The sequence below is a fragment of the Nocardiopsis sp. N85 genome (assembly GCF_028882275.1).
Classification (GTDB): Bacteria; Actinomycetota; Actinomycetes; order Streptosporangiales; family Streptosporangiaceae; genus Nocardiopsis; species Nocardiopsis lambiniae.
This window is the reverse complement of sequence record NZ_JARBUT010000019.1, coordinates 54,539-72,773: the sequence shown is the minus strand read 5'-3', so window position 1 is coordinate 72,773 and position 18,235 is coordinate 54,539. Positions and strand designations below refer to the sequence as shown.

The following is an 18,235-nucleotide window of genomic DNA, read 5'->3' as shown; positions in this document are numbered from 1 at the left end:
ACGGGGCGGGGCGTCACCCACCATGCGACGCCCCGCCACGGCGGATTCACCCTCCGTTGCCGGGTGGTGGTTAGCGTCACCGGCGTCAGCGACACCGGCAGAAAGGCCCCGGCCCATGCCCGCCCGCCCCAGCGCACCCCTGGCACTGCTCGCCGCCACCACCCTGGCCCTGACCCTGGCGAGCGCCCCCGCCGCCACGGCCGCTCCCACCGCCACCGACACCTCCGACCGGATCCTGCTGTCGCCCACCGCCACCCCCGACACCGCCCGCACCTTCACCTGGCGCTCGGCCGGCACCTCCACCCCGACCGCGCAGATCGCCCCGGCCGCCGCCCCCGACGACGTGCGCGCCGTCTCCGGCACCACCACCGCCACCCTGTCCGGGCGCACCCACCACGCCGCCACCGCCACCGGCCTGACCCCCGACACCGACTACCGGTACCGGGTCGGCGACGGCACGACCTTCGGCCCCTGGCACACCTTCACCACCACCGCCGACGAAGCCGACCCGTTCACGTTCCTGTACTTCGGCGACATCCAGAACAACATCACCGCGGGCGCCGCCCCCGTGGTGCGCGCCGCCCTGGCCGCCGAGCCCGACGCCGACCTGGCCGTCCACGTCGGCGACCTCGTCGACTCGGCCAACAGCGACTCCCAGTGGTCGGAGTGGTTCGCCGCCTTCGGCCCCCGGGCCACCGGCGGCATGGACCACCTGGCGACGCCCGGCAACCACGAGTACTCCGCCCTCTCCCTCAGCTCCCGGTGGGCCCCGCAGTTCCCCACCTCGGGCAACGGCCCCACCAGCGGACGCGACCTGTCCCGGACCGCCCACTACACCGACTACAACGGGGTGCGGTTCGTCGTCCTCAACTCCAACCACCGCAACGCCGCACCCTTGAGCGCCTCCAGCTGGCTGAACACCCAGCAGCGGTGGCTGGACCGGGTCCTGACCGACAACCCCCACACCTGGACCGTGGTGCTCTTCCACCACCCGTTGTTCTCCAACAGCCCCAGCCGCGACAACGGGCGACTGCGCACCGCCTGGCTGGACACCCTGGAAGAGCACGACGTCGACCTCGTCCTCCAGGGACACGACCACTCCTACGGACGCGGCAACCTCACCGCCCACCGCACCGACGACCCCGACGTGCACACCGGGCCCGTCTACGCGGTCACCGTCACCGGCCCCAAGATGTACGACATCGACCCGGGCAACTGGACCGACAACGGCGCCGAGGTCCGGGTCCAGTTCGAGGACACCCAGACCTACCAGACCGTGGACGTCGACGGAGGCGTGCTGGTGTACACCGCCCGCACCGCCGACGGCACCGTGGTGGACTCCTTCACCATCGACAAGGACGGCGACGACAAGCGCGTCACCGACACCCGCTGAAAAACCGTCGCCCGCCCACGGGGCCGCCGCCACCGTGGGCGGGCGACCACGACCGGGGAGGTGAGGACGATCCACATCGCGAACGCACGCGCGTCCTCACCGTTCCGGGGCCACTGACCCCACGGGGACGCCCACGCCCGAAAGGCGCCCACCTTGTCGTCCCCGACCCTCGCCGATTCCCTCACCCCCCTGTCGCGCGACGCCGGATGCGTGTTCGCCGAACAGGAGGCGCACCTGATCGCCCACCACGCCCGCACCCCCGCCCACGCCGCCGACCTGGCCGAGCGCCGCGCCGCCGGCACCCCCTTGGAACACGTCCTGGGATGGGCCCGGCTGCGCGGGGTGACCGTGCGCGTGGATCCGGGAGTGTTCCTCCCCCGGCCCCGCTCCGCCCTCCTGGCCGACCTCGCCGTCGGACTGCTGCCCGAGCGCGGCGTCGCCGTGGACCTGTGCTGCGGGTCGGGGATCCTGGCCGCGATCCTGATCGCGGCCCGCCCCCACGCCCGTGTGCACGCCGTGGACCTGGACCCGAACGCGGTGGCCTGCGCCCGCCGCAACCTGCCCGCGCACCGGGTCCACCACGGCGACCTGTGCGCGGCGCTGCCGCCGCGCCTGCGCGGGCGGGTGGACGTGCTGGTGGCCAACGTCCCGCACGTGCCCACCGACCGCCTGCGCCTGCTGCCCGCCGAGGCCCGCCTGTACGAGGCGCCCCTGGCCCTGGACGGCGGCCCCGACGGCCTGGACGTGCTGCGCCGCCTGGCCCGGCAGGCCCCCGGCCGACTCGCCCCGACGGGGACGGTCCTGGTGGAGACCGCCGCCCACCAGGCGGGCACCGCCCGGAAGGTGCTCGCCGACGCCGGACTGCGACCCGAGGTGCGCACCGCCCCGACCGCGACGCCACCGTCATCACGGCCTCCCCCCGGTGACCCCCGCCCTCGGCCGGCGTCGTCCTCGGTACGCGCCGGGGAGCCGGTCAGAGCCCCCGCGACCCGACCGGCGTCGTCCAGGGTGTCGTACGGGTGAAACGGCGACCGGGTGCGGCCGGGCGGCGACCGGCCGGTGACGCCCCGGCCCGGGACCGCCGGGAAGGCGCGTGCGACGCGCACCGGTCACCCGCACCGGACCGCACCGCACCGCACCGCACCGGACCGAACGGCACCGGAGCCGCGTTCGACGGCGGTGAACGGCCGGAGCCGGCCCCACCGGTCCGGCCGCCCACCACCCGGGTCCGACCTCAGGCGCTCAGGAGCATCCGCATCCCCAGGGCGAGCATGACGAGGGCGATCACCCCGTCCAGGACCCGCCAGGCCCCGGGACGGGCGAACACCGGGCGCAACAGGCGCGCGCCGAACCCCAGCGAGAAGAACCACAGGAAGCTGGCGGAGACCGCGCCGGCCGCCCACCACCAACGCGCACCGTCGTACTGGTTGGCCAGAGAGCCCAGGAAGAGGACCGTGTCCAGGTAGACGTGGGGATTGAGCCAGGTCAGCACGACGGCGGTGGCGATGGCCGCACCGCGCCCGACGGTGGCCCCCGCCCCCACCGACAGGGCCTCCCCGGCGGGTCGCAGCGCCCGACGGGCCGCCAGGGCCCCGTAGACGAGCAGGAACCCCGCGCCGAGCACACGGACGACGGTGACCAGCGCGGGCAGCGCGGCGACGACCGCGCCGATGCCCAGGACCCCCAGGGTGATGAGGAGCGCGTCGGAGACGGCACAGACCAGGACCACCGGCAGGACGACACCGATCCGGCCGTCGATGCCCAGCCGCAGGACGAAGGCGTTCTGCGAGCCGATGGCCACGATGAGGGCGAGCCCGGTCCCCAGACCGAGCATCGCGGGAAGAAGCGTCGCGTTCACCCGTGGAACGCTAGGCCCGGACACCGCATGCAGTAAAGCTAAACTTTCTTAGAACCCCTAAGAGAGGCTTCACATGCCGTTCCAGTACGAGCACCTGCGCACCCTGACCGCCCTGGTGGACGAGGGGACGTTCGAGGCCGCCGCCCGCCACCTGCACGTCACCCCCTCCGCCGTGTCCCAGCGGGTCCGGGCCATGGAGCAGGCGGTGGGCAAGGTCCTGGTACGGCGCACCACCCCGGTGACCACCACCCCGGCGGGCGACGTGGTGCTCCGCCACGCACGACAGGTACTGGTACTCGACGAGGACGCCCTCACCGAACTGGGCGCGGGCGACGGGAACCGGCTCCTGCCGGTCGCCGTCAACGCCGACAGCCTGTCCACCTGGTTCCTGGAAGCACTGGCCACCGTCGCCGAAGAACTCGGAGAGGTCTTCGAGGTCCACCGCGAGGACGAGGAGTACACCACCTCGCTCCTGCGCTCCGGAACCGTGATGGCCGCCGTCACCTCCACCCCCGAAGCCGTCCAGGGCTGCACCGTCGAAGGCCTGGGCACCATGCGCTACCTGGTGGTGTGCACCCCCGGGTTCGCCCGCCGCCACCTGGGCGACCCGGCCGACCCCGCACTCCTCGCCCAGGCCCCCATGGTCACCTTCGACCGGCGCGACGACCTCCAGGACCGGTTCGTACGCCGGGCCCTGGGAGGGGAACCCCGAGGACCGCGCCACTACATCCCCGCCTCACAGGACTTCGCCCGCGCCGTCCACCTCGGCATGGGCTGGGGCGCGGTGCCCGAATGGCAGTGCCGGGAGGCGCTCGCCACCGGGGAACTGGTACCCATGGCACCCGACCACCCGGTGGACGTACGCCTGTACTGGCAGCGCTGGAACCTGCGCTCCCCCGCCCTGGACCTGCTCACCGACGTGGTCCGCCGCCACGCCGCCGCCCGCCTGCACCCGCTGGCCCCGGGGTGAGGAGAACCGTTCTCGTGGCCGGCCCCGGCCCCTCCCCGACCCGAAGACCCGGCGGACGAGGGACCGAAGACCGGACCGGCCGCCCCGGCGTCGACACGACCACCACGGGGCGAAGCCCCGAAGACACCGGACCGCCGGCGACGGCCGCCAGGAGGGCGGGCCCGGGGCAGGAGGGCGGGTTCGGGGCATGAGGACGAAGTCCCGGACACCGAGCGCCCGGCGACGGCCACCACGAGCGCGGGCCCGGGGCGTGGGGCGAAGGCCCCTTGGATCCACCCACCGAGCGCCCCCGACGCGAAAAGCCCCGGTGCCGCCGGATCGGATTCAGTCGACCCCGCCGGCGCGCAGATGATCGCGCAGCGTACGGGCCACCCGGGCCATGAGCGCCTCGGCCCCGGGCTGGTGGACCGCCGGGACCCGCGACTCCGTCAGGGCCGCCACCGCGTACATCGCGCCATCGGAATGCTCGACCACACCGATCTCATGGCGCAGGTTGAGCAGACTCCCGGTCTTGGACGACCAGGTCGTGGCGTCGGAGACGAAATCCGGGGTGAGCCGGTGACGCAGCACGTTGTTCGACATCAACCGGCGCACCCGGGCCGCCACCTCCGGATGGATCTTCGACGGGGTCCACAACGCCTGGAGCAGATCGGTGAACGCCCGCGCCGTACCCGTGCTGGCCCGAGCGACGTCCAGCTGCGGAATCCGATGACCGCGCCCCGCCGTCCCGGCGTCGATGGCCAGACTGTGCGCCAGATGCCCCTCGTCCGGATTCAGCCGATCGACCGGGGTGTGGTGCAGCTCGCCGGCGGCGTGCCGCACGGTGATGCCGACCAGACCGGCGGCGCGCAGCGTCGCCGCGACCCGGTCGGGCGGCGTGAGCTCCAGCAGGGCGTCGGCGGCGGAACCGTCGCTGAGACAGGTGCTGAGGTAGACCAGATCGTCGACGGCGACCCGGGCCGGGTGACGGAACCGGGCGATGCCGATCGGACCGAAGGTGGTGACCCCGCCGGGCTGGACCAGCACCGGAGCCGCACCGTCGATCTCACCGGCGTGAACGCGCTCCAGGACGGCGATCGCCAGGGGGACCTTCACCAGGGACGCCGAGGGGAACTCCACCTCGGGATCGATACCGACCTCCTCACCGGTGCGCAGGTCCCGGACCAGGAAAGAGCCGCGCAGCCCGCCCTCCTCCAACTCCCGGCGCAGTTCTCGCAACAGGGCGGTCGTGGTCAATCGGTCCTCCTCGGTCCGGGGGCGGCCGCCCCCGACGGGGCGGCGTCCAGGCAGTGGGCCAGCGCGTCGGCGAGGGGATCGCGCAACCGCTCGGACTCCTCGGTGCTCTCGGCCACCAGATCGTAACCCCTCGCCAGAACGGGCTCACCGAGTTCACACCAGTACAGACCGAGCGACTCGGCCTGCCCCGCCGGGCACAACAGGAGATCCGAGGAGACCAGGACCTCGGTGGCGGCGTCGGCGAGGGACGGGGCGACGGCGATCTGGGCCGGGCCCAACCCGAGCGCGTCACGCAGGCGCAGCAGCGGATCGCGCACGTGCGGGACGTCGTCCTCGGGTTGGATCCACAACCTGCGACCGGTGGAGGGACGCTGCCCCCGCCCCACCCGCAGGGTCTCCAGGTAGACGGCCCGAACACCGGGCCGGGCGGCCGCGCCCACCCCCAGCGGAACGGTCCAGGCCGCCCCGTCGGGGGGCACCGCCAACACCGCGGCGTGCACGTCGCGGTCGCGCAACGCGTCCGCGCGGGCGGCGGGTGGGACCTGACGGAAGTCCAGACGCAGGCCGGCGTCACGGCCGGCCGCCCCCAGGGCCGCCAGATCGCGGGTGCCGCACACCTCCGGGACGGCGAGGCGCACGGGGCTGTGCCGGGCGCGCTCGGCGTCGTACTCCAGCTCCTCGGCGAGCAGGATCAACCGACGGGCGGCGGGCAGCACCTCCCGCCCGAACGGGGTGAGCACGGCCCGCCTGGTCGACCGGTCGAACAGACGGCCGCCCAGATGACGTTCCAGCGCCGCCACCCGGCGACTGGCGACCGGTTGCGGGATACGGGCGGCCGCCGCACCGAGGGTGAAACTCCCCCGGTCGCTCACATGGACGAAGGCCCGACAGGCTCCGACGAGATCCATGAGCTGATCCTATGCGGGAAACGCATGGAAAAGCCGGTTTCCGTCTTGGACAGCATGACCACACCGGCCACAGACTGCTCTCGACGCCGCTTCGCGCGGCTCGACGTTCCCCGGGCCCTGGTACGTCCGCGCTCTCCGTACACGAAGGGACACACGAAGATGTTCATCCGATCCGCCCATCTCCCCACCACCGCGACACTGGCGGCCCTGTCACTGGCCGCGCTCACCGCCTGCGGGGCGACGGGAGCGGAATCGCAGTCCGGTTCGGCGCCCGCTCCTCCCTCGGCATCGGCCTCCGCGCCCGACGCCGCCTCCGACGCGCTGTTCGCCTCGCTGGAGCAGGAGTTCGACGCCCGCCTGGGCGTGTACGCGATCGACACCGGCACGGGCGAGGAGGTGTTCTACCGGGCCGACGAGCGCTTCGCCTACGCCTCCACCCACAAGGCGCTCTCGGCGGGGGCCCTGCTGGACGAGTACACCTTGGAGGAGATGGAGGTGACCGTCACCTACACCGAGGACGACCTGGTCGAGTACTCCCCGGTCACCGAGGAGCACGTGGACACCGGCATGACCCGCATGGAGATCATCGACGCCGCCGTGCGCTACAGCGACAACACCGCCGCGAACCTGATCCTGGAGGAGCTCGGCGGGGTGGAGGCCTTCAAGGAGGACCTGCGCGCGATCGGTGACGAGGTCACCGAGCCGGTGCGCTACGAGACCGAACTGAACGAGGCCACCCCCGGCGACATCCGCGACACCAGCACCCCGCGCGCCATGGCGGAGAGCCTGCGGGCCTACACCCTGGAGGACGTGCTCCCGGAGGAGAAGCGGGACGTGCTCATCGACCTGCTCATCCGCAACACCACGGGTGACGAGACGATCCGCGCCGGCGTCCCCGAGGGGTGGATCGTGGGCGACAAGACCGGCTCGCCCGCCTACGGGGGCCGCAACGACATCGCCCTGGCCTGGCCGGAGGAGGGCGCGGACCCGATCATCATCTCCGTCTTCAGCAGCCAGGACGAACAGGACGCCGAACCGATCAACGAACTGGTGGCCGAGGCCACCGAGGTGGTCGTCGACAGCCTCGGCTGACCCCAGGGGGGTGCGGGGCGTCTCCTCGGCGCCTCTCACCCCCGTTCCGTCACCCTCGGAGCACAGAAGGGTGCCCAGGGTGATGGGGCGGGTGCGGCGTAGCCGTACTCGTTTTCTCTTTTCGGGGTTTTCTTCTCGAAAACCCCCACCTTTACGACGTAGATTCATGCAGTCGCGCGGGGAACTCGAACACAAATCCAGAAAACCGCCCCCGGCCGGCCTTCCGATGCCACTAGGCTTCAGCCGGTGACTCCCCGTCACACGAAAAGCGGAACCGCCCGGTGCGCCAACACCGAACGGCTCCTGACCGACCGTCCTGCAACACCAGGAAGGCGGCTAGGCATGAATCCTAGTCCCCGAATACCGCATGCCCGAAACCGGGCCGCGAGTCCCGTCCCCTACCCGCGCAAACGTCCCGAAGGTTCACTGGACCTTCGCGGGTTCTCCCCTCTCCACTGGGTGACCGCGGCACTCAAGAAGGGGCTGTTCCCCACTCCCCGCTCCCACATGGCGGCCGTCCTCATCGCCGACGCCGCCGACCGCGACGGACGCTGGTGCTTCCTGCGCCAGGCCACCCTGGCCGAACGCTCGGGCGGCAACCTCAGCGTCACCACCGCCCAGCGCGCCATCGACGATCTCGTCCGGGCCGGCCTGGTCCGCAAACTCCCCCGCGAGCACGTGCGCGTGTTCTTCGCCGAGGACTTGGCCGCCGGGCACCGCCGTCCGGACGCCCTGCCGGACGTGCTGGAACTGCTCATCCCCGCCGAGGCCTTCCCCGCCGATGTCCTGGAGCGGGTCAACGAGGCACGCGCCCTGCTGGGCGAGGAGCCCCTGACACCGCGGAACCGGCCCGCCCCGCCCACGACCGGTCGGATCGACACCTCGCGGCCGGTCACCGTGACCGGCCGCGAGGTGTCGGATCGACCGACAGACCCTTACTCCACCGACCCCCACTCCAGCGACCCTTCTCCGGATCCCGTCCGTGGGCAGGTCACCACAGGGCGTCCGGGGTCCGCGGTGCCGCTTCCGCGCACAGCGTCCGGCGCAGAGGTCGAGGCAGAGGTCGGCACAGCGTCCGGCGCAGAGGTCGGCGGCCCCACGGGCCCGCGCCGGGAACCGGAACCGGACCGGCGGCCCTCACCCCGGCCCACCGGACGGCCGGTCCCCTCCGTGCCCCGCCCGCGCACCCCGGGGGAACCCGCCCCGGCCCCGGCCCCGGCCTGGGCGCTGGACCTGCTCCGACCCATCCCGGACGCGGCCCTGACCCATCCGCGCCGCGACCGGGGCACCCTCGCCGCCCGGCTGGTGGACCTGCGCGCCTCGGGTGTGTCCGTGGAGGAGCTCACCGATGCCCTGACGGGGTGGCAGGACACCGCCCGTCCCTTCCCTGCCTTGCGCACCCGGCTGGTCTCCCCCGAGTCCGTGCGCGCCTGGAACGGCGGCGCCCTGTTGCGGGCCCTCCCCCGGCCACCTGCGCCGCCCGAGGACGCCTTCTCCCGACGGCCCGCCTTCGCCTCGGACGCCCGGGGCAAGGCCACCGGCACCTGCCCGGCCCATCCCAGCGTTCGGAACGTTCCGGGCGGGACCTGCGCCCTCTGCGGGGGTCTCTGCCGCACCGAACCCGACGAGATCGTCCACCCGCCCGCGTCCGCCGGGGCCGCGCCCTTCGGAACCTGGCTCGGCCCACCCGACGTCGACACGCGTTTCCCGGCACCCAAGTGCGACAACGAACGCTGCAACCCCGACAGGGGGTCGCCTCGCTACCGCACCGTCCTGCGCCCCACCCCGGACGGCCGGGAGGTCACCGCCGTCCCCTGCCCCACCTGCGGCCACCCCACCGACGAACGGTCCGTCCTCGCCGCCTGACCTACGAAGGCATCGAACCATCCCCGCGTGCGCGGGGAGCAGACCTCGGACGCGGTGAGCACCACGAACCCGCAGGGACCATCCCCGCGTGCGCGGGGAGCAGCGGGGCCCGGCCGCCAGCGGCCCGGGTCAGGTGGGACCATCCCCGCGTGCGCGGGGAGCAGCGGGATGCCCCGCTGCGTTGAGCTGCGCGCAGGGGACCATCCCCGCGTGCGCGGGGAGCAGTTGCGGAACCGGCCGGCCTCGACACTGTCCGGGGGACCATCCCCGCGTGCGCGGGGAGCAGGACGACTTCGAGACGTACTGCGGGTTGTGCATGGGACCATCCCCGCGTGCGCGGGGAGCAGCCCTGCTTGCTGATGGAGTAGGCGGCCTTGGCGGGACCATCCCCGCGTGCGCGGGGAGCAGACCCTCCGGCCCACGCGGTAGCCGTCCGGGTTGGGACCATCCCCGCGTGCGCGGGGAGCAGTACTCGCACATCACCCCGGCGATGCGGGAGGAGGGACCATCCCCGCGTGCGCGGGGAGCAGAGCGCACAGGCGCACCTCCATCAGGGATGCCGGGGACCATCCCCGCGTGCGCGGGGAGCAGCTCCTCGCCGTGGTCATGGGCCTCGCGGTCCGGGGACCATCCCCGCGTGCGCGGGGAGCAGAGGCCTTGCGCTCGCCGGGCTTCTCCTCGTTGTTGACCATCCCCGCGTGCGCGGGGAGCAGAGCGGCTCCCGGAACGCCGACCGCAACCACGCACGACCATCCCCGCGTGCGCGGGGAGCAGAGATGGTCTTGGACCACGTCCCGAGCCAGCGCCGGACCATCCCCGCGTGCGCGGGGAGCAGAGTCAGTGGTGCAGGTCAGGAGGCCGCGCAACCTGACCATCCCCGCGTGCGCGGGGAGCAGAGATCGCGACCGCCGTCCTCGTGCTCCTGCTCGTACTCGCAGCGACCATCCCCGCGTGCGCGGGGAGCAGAGCTGACCCCGCTCGCCATGGTCGTGCGCCGCTGGACCATCCCCGCGTGCGCGGGGAGCAGAGAGTAAATGACCTGGGAAGATTCCAATGGAAACCAGGCGATTTTGCAACTTCTCAAGAAACAGACAAATCACCCACCCGACGACCACGCCTTCCGACTTCCTACCGGATCCCACCCTCCGAAGCAACGCCACCTCCCCGGCAGAAGCACCGGAGAGGAAAACACCGTGTCGATGCCGCAGGACTCGGTCGTACAGGACATGTTCATCAAAGCGGTTCAGGGCCGGCCGAACGGTTGCCTCGACGAAGCACTACAGGAAGCGCAAATGGCCGCATGCAGCAACGGCCTGTCCCCTTCGGCATCTCTGGTAGGAGCCGGTCTCGTCCCTTCGGTGCTACTACATGAAGGCACCCAGGAGCACGACCCACTCCCCCGACCTCGATCGTGTGGGGCCCATGGGACGGCGGCCATGAGCGGGACCCCAAAACGTTGAGAAGTAGATGCGGTCCATGCTCGCGGGACCGTCGCTTCCGCGCTCACGGATGAAATTCACATCCGCACACGAGAAACCCCCTGCGAAAACGCAGGGGGCCAGGCGAGAGAATCGGGAAGAGATCAGCGTCCCACGGACTGCACCAGTGCGGCCCACTCCACCCGATCGAATCTCAGGTGCCCGGCCTCACGGTTCTGCGTGTCACGGACATCCGCACCGTGGGAGCCTTCCCGCGCCTCCAAGCAGTCATTCGATCCCCCGCTATAGCTCGACTTGTGCCACTCAGTCACTGACCAACCTCTTCACTTCTTCGCGGACGGCCCGGAGCGAGGTCTCCGGTTCCCATGCCAACCCTTGCAGACTCCCCAGCAGCATCCTGCGTTGGGCGACCACCGTCGGGCTGGTCAGGATGCGCCCTTCTTCGGCGCTCTCAACGTAGGCGAGTTCTGTGGCGTCCCGCATGGTAATCACCCGGAAGGAACCCGAGTTACCAGGATGTCCAGTATGATCGGCCGGCATGATCTGTAGCGTAATGCGCCCGCTCTCTGCCAGATCAGCGAGGTAGGTAAGCTGATCCTTCGCGACACGGACTCCCCCGTACCGGCGGTGGATCAGGGTTTCGTCGAGTACCAGCCACAGCAGTGGACGCAGTGACTCCGCGAAATTCTTCGCCCTCGTAACACGCTCCTCCACGCTCTTCGCGAGTTCGTCTGGAGAGAGCCACGGCAAAGCCGTTCGGATCAGGGTGTGGGCGTAGCGCTCGACCTGAAGGTAACTGGGCAGAGCCAAGGCCTGATACTCCCATATCGCCTCAGCCTCCTGGATCGCCGTCGCGATCTCCGACAGCCAGGGAGCGCGATTGCTACCGGTCAGGTCCTCCCACAAGCGCGAGAGCCTCCCGAAGCCGATCGTCCCGTCCAGCGCCTTGCGAAGCGCGGGGGACGGCGGGGCCTTCCCTCGCTCCACGTCCGATATCTGGCTTTTACTGCTCTGAACTCGATGGGCCAGAGCGGTTTGTGTCAGTTCCGCCTCGGTGCGTAGACGTGCCACCTCGCGGCCATAACGCAGCAGAACTTGCTTTGGTACAGGAGGCATGTTCTCAGCAGACCACATTCGCCGCACCCGCTGGAGCGATTCCGAAGAATTCCGAAGCGAACGGAACACTGCCGATGGGCAGACAACGCGCTTTACCTGCGGCTTTCCACGAGCGGACACTTCAGGTGTACCGAGTTCGCTACGCACTGGGAGCCGCCAATGCCACCCGCACCGTCTTCGGAACTTCACGAGGAAGCCGTGCTCGCTCTGCACTCCGCCTTGCGGCGTCGGGGTATCGCCGCGATCGAGGGCGACCTGCCCGGGAGCGTGCGTGTGGAGTACACAGGTCACCGGGTGACAGTCCGTTACATAAACCGGCGGTGGTGGCGACCGATGCCGGGCGAACCGGACGTCACCATCCCCGTCGCCCGCTCCGGGGACGAGGACATGCTCGCCCGTGATCTGGTGGCCGAACTCCTGGGGCGGCTGTGATGGCGCGCAAGCCGCTGAACTGGGAGGAGTTCGCCCGGCTCACCGCGCCCCGGGGCCGCGCGGTCCCGGTGCCGCGCCCGGAGGAACGGATCGCGCTGCCACGACGCACTCGCGCACAGCGCCTTCCCACAGGAGAGGAGGCGGGCATGTCCGAGATCGAGTCCGGCACCGTGCGCTGCGGGCGGCCCTCGACCGGCTCCCAGCGGGAGCGGGCCGATGAGCTGTTCGATGAGGTCTCCTCGGCCCTGCGCGACATCAAGGAACCCGGCGTCGACCCCGCCACGGCTCTCCGCCGAGCCGACCGGGCCTTCAACACCCTCCATGACCACCTCAAACGCGGAGGGACGCTGCCCGCCCCTTGGAACAAGGCCCGCCACCGTTAAACGCACAGAACAAGCCCCGGCCGACATACGGCCGGGGCTCGTCCTTCCGCCTTGGAGACGAACATCCACCCGCACCGGGGACTATCCCCGCGTGCGCGGGGAGCAGAAGACGAAACGCCAGGAGGAGCGGAGGGGGACGGGACCATCCCCGCGTGCGCGGGGAGCAGATCAGGTCGGTGGTGATCCGCTGGACGCAGTCGGGACCATCCCCGCGTGCGCGGGGAGCAGATCAGGTCGGTGGTGATCCGCTGGACGCAGTCGGGACCATCCCCGCGTGCGCGGGGAGCAGTTCATGATCCCGAGCGCGGGCCGGTCCGCCTTGGGACCATCCCCGCGTGCGCGGGGAGCAGGCCACCAGGCCGACCGCGACGTACACGGCGGGGGGACCATCCCCGCGTGCGCGGGGAGCAGCGGGAATAGGTTCATCGTGGGTCCTAGATCAGGGGACCATCCCCGCGTGCGCGGGGAGCAGGCCACCAGGCCGACCGCGACGTACACGGCGGGGGGACCATCCCCGCGTGCGCGGGGAGCAGCGGGAATAGGTTCATCGTGGGTCCTAGATCAGGGGACCATCCCCGCGTGCGCGGGGAGCAGGCCACCAGGCCGACCGCGACGTACACGGCGGGGGGACCATCCCCGCGTGCGCGGGGAGCAGACTTTCGCGATAGACGTCTCAAGAGGGTGACGGGGACCATCCCCGCGTGCGCGGGGAGCAGCACCACGACCCCGAGGCCGCCGCGATCCTGCGGGGACCATCCCCGCGTGCGCGGGGAGCAGATCGGGGGACCCTGTCCGGACACATGGGGATCGGGACCATCCCCGCGTGCGCGGGGAGCAGCGTCCGGGACCACCGATCTCCCCGTGCTGAACGGGACCATCCCCGCGTGCGCGGGGAGCAGGTACTCGGCGATGCGCTCGTTGGTCGCGGCGTGGGACCATCCCCGCGTGCGCGGGGAGCAGTCGACCTCCTTGGCGATCGCGTCGATCTCCTCGGGACCATCCCCGCGTGCGCGGGGAGCAGGGCGGGGATGTCCTTCAGGTCCGGGGAGATTCGGGACCATCCCCGCGTGCGCGGGGAGCAGCCGTTCCGGCGCCCACCTGGGACTCGGAGATCGGGACCATCCCCGCGTGCGCGGGGAGCAGGCGGGCGGCGCCTACCACATCATCCGGTTCCCGGGACCATCCCCGCGTGCGCGGGGAGCAGGCCCTCCCGTACTGGTCCGGATCGAACCCGTTGGGACCATCCCCGCGTGCGCGGGGAGCAGACAAGCCCGAGGAGGCCCCCGATGCCGCGTGAGGGACCATCCCCGCGTGCGCGGGGAGCAGGCTCCTTGTGTCGGTTCAGGTGCTTGCTGATGGGGACCATCCCCGCGTGCGCGGGGAGCAGGGCCGCCAAGGACCGCGCCGAGGACGATGGTCGGGACCATCCCCGCGTGCGCGGGGAGCAGGTCGACCCCCGGTCCCGTTGCACCTCGATGTCGGGACCATCCCCGCGTGCGCGGGGAGCAGACCAAGGAGGGTCTGAACCCCACGTCCGTGCTGGGACCATCCCCGCGTGCGCGGGGAGCAGCACAGGTGCTGCATGATCATCCGGGCGGCGATGGGACCATCCCCGCGTGCGCGGGGAGCAGAGGAGCACCACCCGATGAGCACCACGACCCGCGGGACCATCCCCGCGTGCGCGGGGAGCAGCCAGCCGCGGGTCACCGGAGTGGGTGAGGGTGCGGGGACCATCCCCGCGTGCGCGGGGAGCAGGCACTGTTGCAGGACCGATGGGCCGGTCGCAGGGGACCATCCCCGCGTGCGCGGGGAGCAGTGCGTAGAAACGTTCGATCACGGAGAGTGTCGGGGACCATCCCCGCGTGCGCGGGGAGCAGAGTAAATGACCTGGGAAGATTCCAATGGAAACCAGGCGATTTTGCAACTTCTCAAGAAACAGACAAATCACCCACCCGCCGACCACGCCTTCCGACTTCCTACCGGATCCCACCCTTCGAAGCAACGCCACCTCCCCGGCAGAAGCACCGGAGAGGGAAGACTTCACCGGACAGAGGACGGCGCCCCACTGGGAAACCCTCCTCCTGAGCCGGATCGTCTCGGGCTGGTGGTGGTCGGGACCGGGATGGTGGCCGGGTTGCCGACCGGCCGCCCTCCCTCGCGGATCGCCCGCCGCGTGATCGACCGAGCGAGCCCCCGGCCTCCGGACACCCCGACACCCCGACACCCCGGACGCAACCACGCCCCGGAGGGGTCCCTCCGGGGCGCGGCGCACGCGGGGAACCCCCTACTCGTCGTCCTCCGCGTCGTGGTGGTCGAGATTGGCGGTGCCGCGCCGCCAGTAACCGTCGACCTCGCAGGTGACGTTGCGGACGAACCCGCGCTCCTTGAGCAGGCGGCGGATCGGCTTGAGCGTGTCGGCCTCACCGGCCGCGTAGACGAACCCGTCGCCCTCGGGCAGCTCCAACTCCCGGAACGCCTCCGGCAGCAGGTCCGTGCTCCCCGGCTCGGCGTCGCCCCGGTGCAGCCAGGTGATCCGCACGTCGTCGGAGACGTCGAGCCCCTGCTCCTCGGCGGCGTCGACCACCTCGAAGAACGCGAACACGCGCGCGTCGGCCGGCAGCTCCTCGATGTAGCGGGCGGCGGCGGGCAGCGCCGTCTCGTCCACCAGCAGCACGTGGTAGTCGAACTCCACGGTGATCCACGTGGTGCCGCGCGGGCCCAGCACGCCGATCCGGTCGCCGGGCTCGGCGGCCTGCGCCCAGCGTCCCGCCGGCCCGTGGTCGTGGGACACGAAGTCGACGGTGAGCCGTTCGGCGTCGAGGGCGCGCACCGTGTAGTCACGGAAGACCACGTCCGGGTCGCGGAAGTTGAGGCAGCGGTCGTCCTCCACCACGGGCAGGACGTGCTCCCCCCTCTCGTTGGGGAACCACAGCTTGACGTGGTCGGCGAAGTGGTCGCTCCGGAGGCCCTCCAGGTCCGGTCCACCCAGGTGGACGCGGATCATGCGCGGGGTGACGCGTTCGACGGCGACGACCTCCAACACGCGCGACCGCAGCGGGTACATCTCGATGCGGCGCTCGTGGGTCGGGGTGGTCATGCGTTGCTCCTTGTGATCGGTGTTCCGTTACGGGACGGAGGGGTCTTCGGGTCCGGTGCGCACGCGGGCCGTGCGCAGGCCCGCGCAGGCCAGGGCGATCGCGCCCGTCCCGGCGACGGTCGGCACACCGCCGGCCACGAGGGCGCCCGCCGCGCCGATGATCGGCGCCAGCGCCCCCAGGGTGAGGGCGCCCGTCGAGTCGCCGACGGTGGCCTGGGCGGTCCACGCGGCGTTGACGCGCCCGCGCAGCCGGTCCGGGGTGTGCGATTGCGGCAGCGCGTAGCGCAGGATCTCCTCCACGACCGGCCCGAACCCCAGCAGGGACGAGGAAGGCGAACGCCAACGGCGCCCACGGGGACGCCCCCAGCGCGAGGACCGCCGCCCCGCACAGGACGACGGCGAGGATCAGCGCTCCCCCGGTGCGGCGGGGCGCGCCCCGCCCATCCGCTGGTGAGCGAACCGATGAGGGCGCCCGGTGCCGGGGCGGTGTACAGGAACCCGACCATGGCCTCTCCCCCGCCGAGGACCTTGTCGGTGAACTCGGGGATGAGGACGGCCGGGGCGGCGAAGAGCATCTGCACCAGGCCGAGCAGCAGCAGCGGTCCCACCACGCGGTGGCACACCGTGAACGCCGTGCCCTCGCGCAGGTCGGCCACCACCGAGGGGCGTCGCCCCTCCTCGGAGGCGGGTGCGTCCAGTCGGGGCAGCCGCCACACCAGTGCGGTGGTGACCAGGGACAATCCGGCGGCGATGACGTGGTTGGCGCCCATCCCCCACGTGGCGATGACGACGCCACCCGGTGCGGAAGCGAGCACGGAGCCGAGTTCGGCGTTGAGGGCCGGCAGCGCCCCCGCGGAGGGAAGCCGGTCGGGGGGCACGAATCCGGGGGCGGCGGTCTGGAGGGCGACGGCGCTGAACGACCCGAAGAGGCCGTTGACGATCGCCGCCGCGTAGATCACCCACAGCCAGGGGGTGTCGAAGACGAGGGTGTCGGCGGCCAACGCCCCGAAGCCGATGACGGCCGAGGCCCGGCCGATGACGATGAACCGTCTCCGGTCCCCCCGGTCGGCGAGGAGTCCGCCGATGATCGTCCCCGCCAGGACGCTGACCGCGGTGGTGGTGTGGACGGTGGCCACCATCAGGGAGGACCCGGTGAGCCCGTACACCTGCAACGGCAGGGCGACGGTGGCGAAGCCCAGCCCGAACACGGAGATGAGCCGGGCGGTGAAGACGATCCTGAACTCACGGCTCAGGCGCAGGGGGCTGGTGTCGACCATCACCCGGGAGAGCTTCACGGGTTCCTTCGCGGGGTTCGGGGACGACGGTGTCCGGAGGCGGGGGGCGCGGGCACGGGGCGGTGGGGGCCCGTACGAGGGCCCCCACCAGGTTGCCCAGCCCGGTGGGGTCGACGTCCACGGCCGCGATCCGTGCGCCGTGGGCGGCCAGGTCCAGGGCCACGGCCCGGCCGACTCCGCTCGCGGCACCGGTGACCACGGCGACGGTGCCGTCGATACCGTTCTCGCTCACCTGCGGGTTCTCCTTTCGACACGCCCTTGACCTACAAATTAGGTAAACCTTACCTAAGAAGTCCGCGGCAAGTCTCCGACCGGACGAGGGGCGATGTCAACAGCGACCGGCCCGTGAGCCGGATCGCACGGGGGCCGCGCGAGAAGGTCGTCGTCGGGCGCGCCGAGCCCACGTCGACCACGCGCCCCACCGGAGTCCTCCCAGTTCACGTACGCCGGGGAGGGTCGGACATTCCGGCCGACACCGCCCCGTGGGCCACTCGGGTGCTCACTCGAAACCTCGCCGAAGCACGCCCGAAGTGAGGTGGTTGTCACTCGAAAGAACACCCTGTCCCGGCAGGGGATGGTCGAGAGGGGGACCTCCGACCCCCGGAAACGGCCGTCCGGAACGGTGATCTAGCCTGAGACAGATCCCGGGACCCGTGTACCGGGATCGGTCGTGTCCGCACCACCGTGACCAGAGGGAACCCGTGAACATCGCAGTCCTGCTGAACACGATCGCCTTCCGCGTGATCGCCATCGTCGAGGCCCTGACCTGGGTCGGCCTGCTGGCGGGCATGTACGTCAAGTACCTCGGGAGCGGCAACGAGCGGGGCGTGGAGATCTTCGGCATGCTGCACGGGATCGCCTTCGTCCTCTACGTGCTCGTCTGCCTGGTCTCGGCCGTCCATCTGCGCTGGGGCGTGTGGCCGACCCTGCTGGCGCTGGCCGCCTCCGTGCCGCCCCTGTGCACGCTGATCGCCGACCTGTGGCTGCACCGCAGCGGACGCCTGCCCCGGGTCCTCGGCACCGAGCCCGTCCCGGAGACCGTGGGCTGAACCGCCCCGCCAGCAGGGGTGCCGGCCTTCACGGAGAGGTCGCCCTCGCTCTTTCCCCGCAACGCGGAAGGCATCGGGTCGAGGAAATGCGCGGCACCGGA

General features: G+C 71.7%; 15 protein-coding genes and 2 CRISPR repeat arrays. Of the genes, 7 read left to right on the top strand and 8 right to left on the bottom strand.

The genetic code is table 11. From position 1 onward, the window contains the following. The first annotated feature begins 115 nt into the window (after positions 1-115). Positions 116-1,393, top strand: a complete 1,278-nt coding sequence (locus PWG71_RS22615) for a purple acid phosphatase family protein (protein WP_274811951.1) — start codon at positions 116-118, stop codon at positions 1,391-1,393. A 153-nt stretch (positions 1,394-1,546) separates the two neighbouring features. Further along, complete coding sequence (locus PWG71_RS22610; RefSeq protein WP_274811950.1) at positions 1,547-2,416, top strand: putative protein N(5)-glutamine methyltransferase; 870 nt, start codon at positions 1,547-1,549, stop codon at positions 2,414-2,416. A gap of 211 nt (positions 2,417-2,627) precedes the next feature. Here the strand turns inward: PWG71_RS22610 and PWG71_RS22605 are convergent, their stop codons facing one another. Continuing rightward, positions 2,628-3,227 (bottom strand): LysE/ArgO family amino acid transporter, encoded by a 600-nt coding sequence (locus tag PWG71_RS22605; protein ID WP_274811994.1) that lies wholly within the window; start codon positions 3,225-3,227, stop codon positions 2,628-2,630. Positions 3,228-3,324: 97 nt separating this feature from the next. Here PWG71_RS22605 and PWG71_RS22600 point away from each other — a divergent pair, with 97 nt between their 5' ends. After that, positions 3,325-4,221: a LysR family transcriptional regulator ArgP gene (locus PWG71_RS22600; RefSeq protein WP_274811949.1), complete on the top strand. Its 897-nt coding sequence runs from the start codon at positions 3,325-3,327 to the stop codon at positions 4,219-4,221. 324 nt (positions 4,222-4,545) lie between these two features. Here the strand turns inward: PWG71_RS22600 and PWG71_RS22595 are convergent, their stop codons facing one another. Beyond that, positions 4,546-5,457, bottom strand: a complete 912-nt coding sequence (locus PWG71_RS22595; protein ID WP_274811948.1) for a serine hydrolase — start codon at positions 5,455-5,457, stop codon at positions 4,546-4,548. Beyond that, positions 5,454-6,365 (bottom strand): LysR family transcriptional regulator, encoded by a 912-nt coding sequence (locus PWG71_RS22590; protein ID WP_274811947.1) that lies wholly within the window; start codon positions 6,363-6,365, stop codon positions 5,454-5,456. The genes PWG71_RS22595 and PWG71_RS22590 overlap by 4 nt, the downstream gene beginning before the upstream one ends. Positions 6,366-6,524: 159 nt before the next feature. Here PWG71_RS22590 and bla point away from each other — a divergent pair, with 159 nt between their 5' ends. Together bla and PWG71_RS22580 are read left to right on the top strand one after the other, a co-directional pair. Further along, positions 6,525-7,457: a class A beta-lactamase gene (gene bla, locus PWG71_RS22585; protein ID WP_274811946.1), complete on the top strand. Its 933-nt coding sequence runs from the start codon at positions 6,525-6,527 to the stop codon at positions 7,455-7,457. Positions 7,458-7,916: 459 nt separating this feature from the next. Then, a complete protein-coding gene (locus PWG71_RS22580; RefSeq protein WP_274811945.1) occupies positions 7,917-9,323 on the top strand; it encodes a helix-turn-helix domain-containing protein in 1,407 nt (468 codons plus the stop codon). Between the two features lie 13 nt (positions 9,324-9,336). Continuing rightward, positions 9,337-10,350: direct repeats of the CRISPR family, unit length 29 nt; unit sequence GGGACCATCCCCGCGTGCGCGGGGAGCAG. A 555-nt stretch (positions 10,351-10,905) separates the two neighbouring features. Here PWG71_RS22580 and PWG71_RS22575 read toward each other — a convergent pair. Both PWG71_RS22575 and PWG71_RS22570 read right to left on the bottom strand, forming a co-directional pair. Continuing rightward, positions 10,906-11,073 carry a DUF397 domain-containing protein gene (locus PWG71_RS22575; protein ID WP_274811944.1) on the bottom strand — a complete coding sequence of 56 codons (168 nt, stop codon included), beginning with the start codon at positions 11,071-11,073 and terminating at the stop codon, positions 10,906-10,908. Further along, entirely contained in the window at positions 11,066-11,878 is an 813-nt protein-coding gene (locus tag PWG71_RS22570) for a helix-turn-helix domain-containing protein (protein WP_274811943.1), read from the bottom strand. Before PWG71_RS22570 ends, PWG71_RS22575 begins: the two co-directional genes overlap by 8 nt. 431 nt (positions 11,879-12,309) lie before the next feature. Here PWG71_RS22570 and PWG71_RS22565 point away from each other — a divergent pair, with 431 nt between their 5' ends. Beyond that, positions 12,310-12,693: a hypothetical protein gene (locus PWG71_RS22565; RefSeq protein WP_274811942.1), complete on the top strand. Its 384-nt coding sequence runs from the start codon at positions 12,310-12,312 to the stop codon at positions 12,691-12,693. Between the two features lie 77 nt (positions 12,694-12,770). Continuing rightward, a CRISPR array of direct repeats spans positions 12,771-14,570; the repeat unit is 29 nt; unit sequence GGGACCATCCCCGCGTGCGCGGGGAGCAG. A 407-nt stretch (positions 14,571-14,977) separates the two neighbouring features. Here the strand turns inward: PWG71_RS22565 and PWG71_RS22560 are convergent. The 3 genes from PWG71_RS22560 to PWG71_RS28710 are packed head-to-tail and all read right to left on the bottom strand — an operon-like array spanning position 14,978 to position 17,317. Beyond that, a complete protein-coding gene (locus PWG71_RS22560; RefSeq protein WP_274811941.1) occupies positions 14,978-15,790 on the bottom strand; it encodes a siderophore-interacting protein in 813 nt (270 codons plus the stop codon). Next, positions 15,787-17,085 carry an MFS transporter gene (locus PWG71_RS22555; protein ID WP_274811940.1) on the bottom strand — a complete coding sequence of 433 codons (1,299 nt, stop codon included), beginning with the start codon at positions 17,083-17,085 and terminating at the stop codon, positions 15,787-15,789. The genes PWG71_RS22560 and PWG71_RS22555 overlap by 4 nt, the downstream gene beginning before the upstream one ends. Next, complete coding sequence (locus PWG71_RS28710; protein ID WP_342456000.1) at positions 17,033-17,317, bottom strand: SDR family NAD(P)-dependent oxidoreductase; 285 nt, start codon at positions 17,315-17,317, stop codon at positions 17,033-17,035. Before PWG71_RS28710 ends, PWG71_RS22555 begins: the two co-directional genes overlap by 53 nt. Positions 17,318-17,786: 469 nt before the next feature. On the opposite strand from PWG71_RS28710, the gene PWG71_RS22545 reads away from it, so the two are divergent. After that, entirely contained in the window at positions 17,787-18,134 is a 348-nt protein-coding gene (locus PWG71_RS22545; protein ID WP_274811939.1) for a DUF3817 domain-containing protein, read from the top strand. The last annotated feature ends 101 nt before the right edge of the window (positions 18,135-18,235 follow it).

Bases quoted from the DNA above. Each gene is read 5' to 3' on its own strand.
- PWG71_RS22600 (WP_274811949.1), top strand. From the start codon at position 3,325: ATGCCGTTCCAGTACGAGCACCTGCGCACCCTGACCGCCCTGGTGGAC.
- PWG71_RS22605 (WP_274811994.1), bottom strand. From the start codon at position 3,227: ATGCTCGGTCTGGGGACCGGGCTCGCCCTCATCGTGGCCATCGGCTCG.
- PWG71_RS22560 (WP_274811941.1), bottom strand. From the start codon at position 15,790: ATGACCACCCCGACCCACGAGCGCCGCATCGAGATGTACCCGCTGCGG.
- PWG71_RS22590 (WP_274811947.1), bottom strand. From the start codon at position 6,365: ATGGATCTCGTCGGAGCCTGTCGGGCCTTCGTCCATGTGAGCGACCGG.
- bla (WP_274811946.1), top strand. From the start codon at position 6,525: ATGTTCATCCGATCCGCCCATCTCCCCACCACCGCGACACTGGCGGCC.
- PWG71_RS22570 (WP_274811943.1), bottom strand. From the start codon at position 11,878: ATGCCTCCTGTACCAAAGCAAGTTCTGCTGCGTTATGGCCGCGAGGTG.
- PWG71_RS22615 (WP_274811951.1), top strand. From the start codon at position 116: ATGCCCGCCCGCCCCAGCGCACCCCTGGCACTGCTCGCCGCCACCACC.
- PWG71_RS22565 (WP_274811942.1), top strand. From the start codon at position 12,310: ATGGCGCGCAAGCCGCTGAACTGGGAGGAGTTCGCCCGGCTCACCGCG.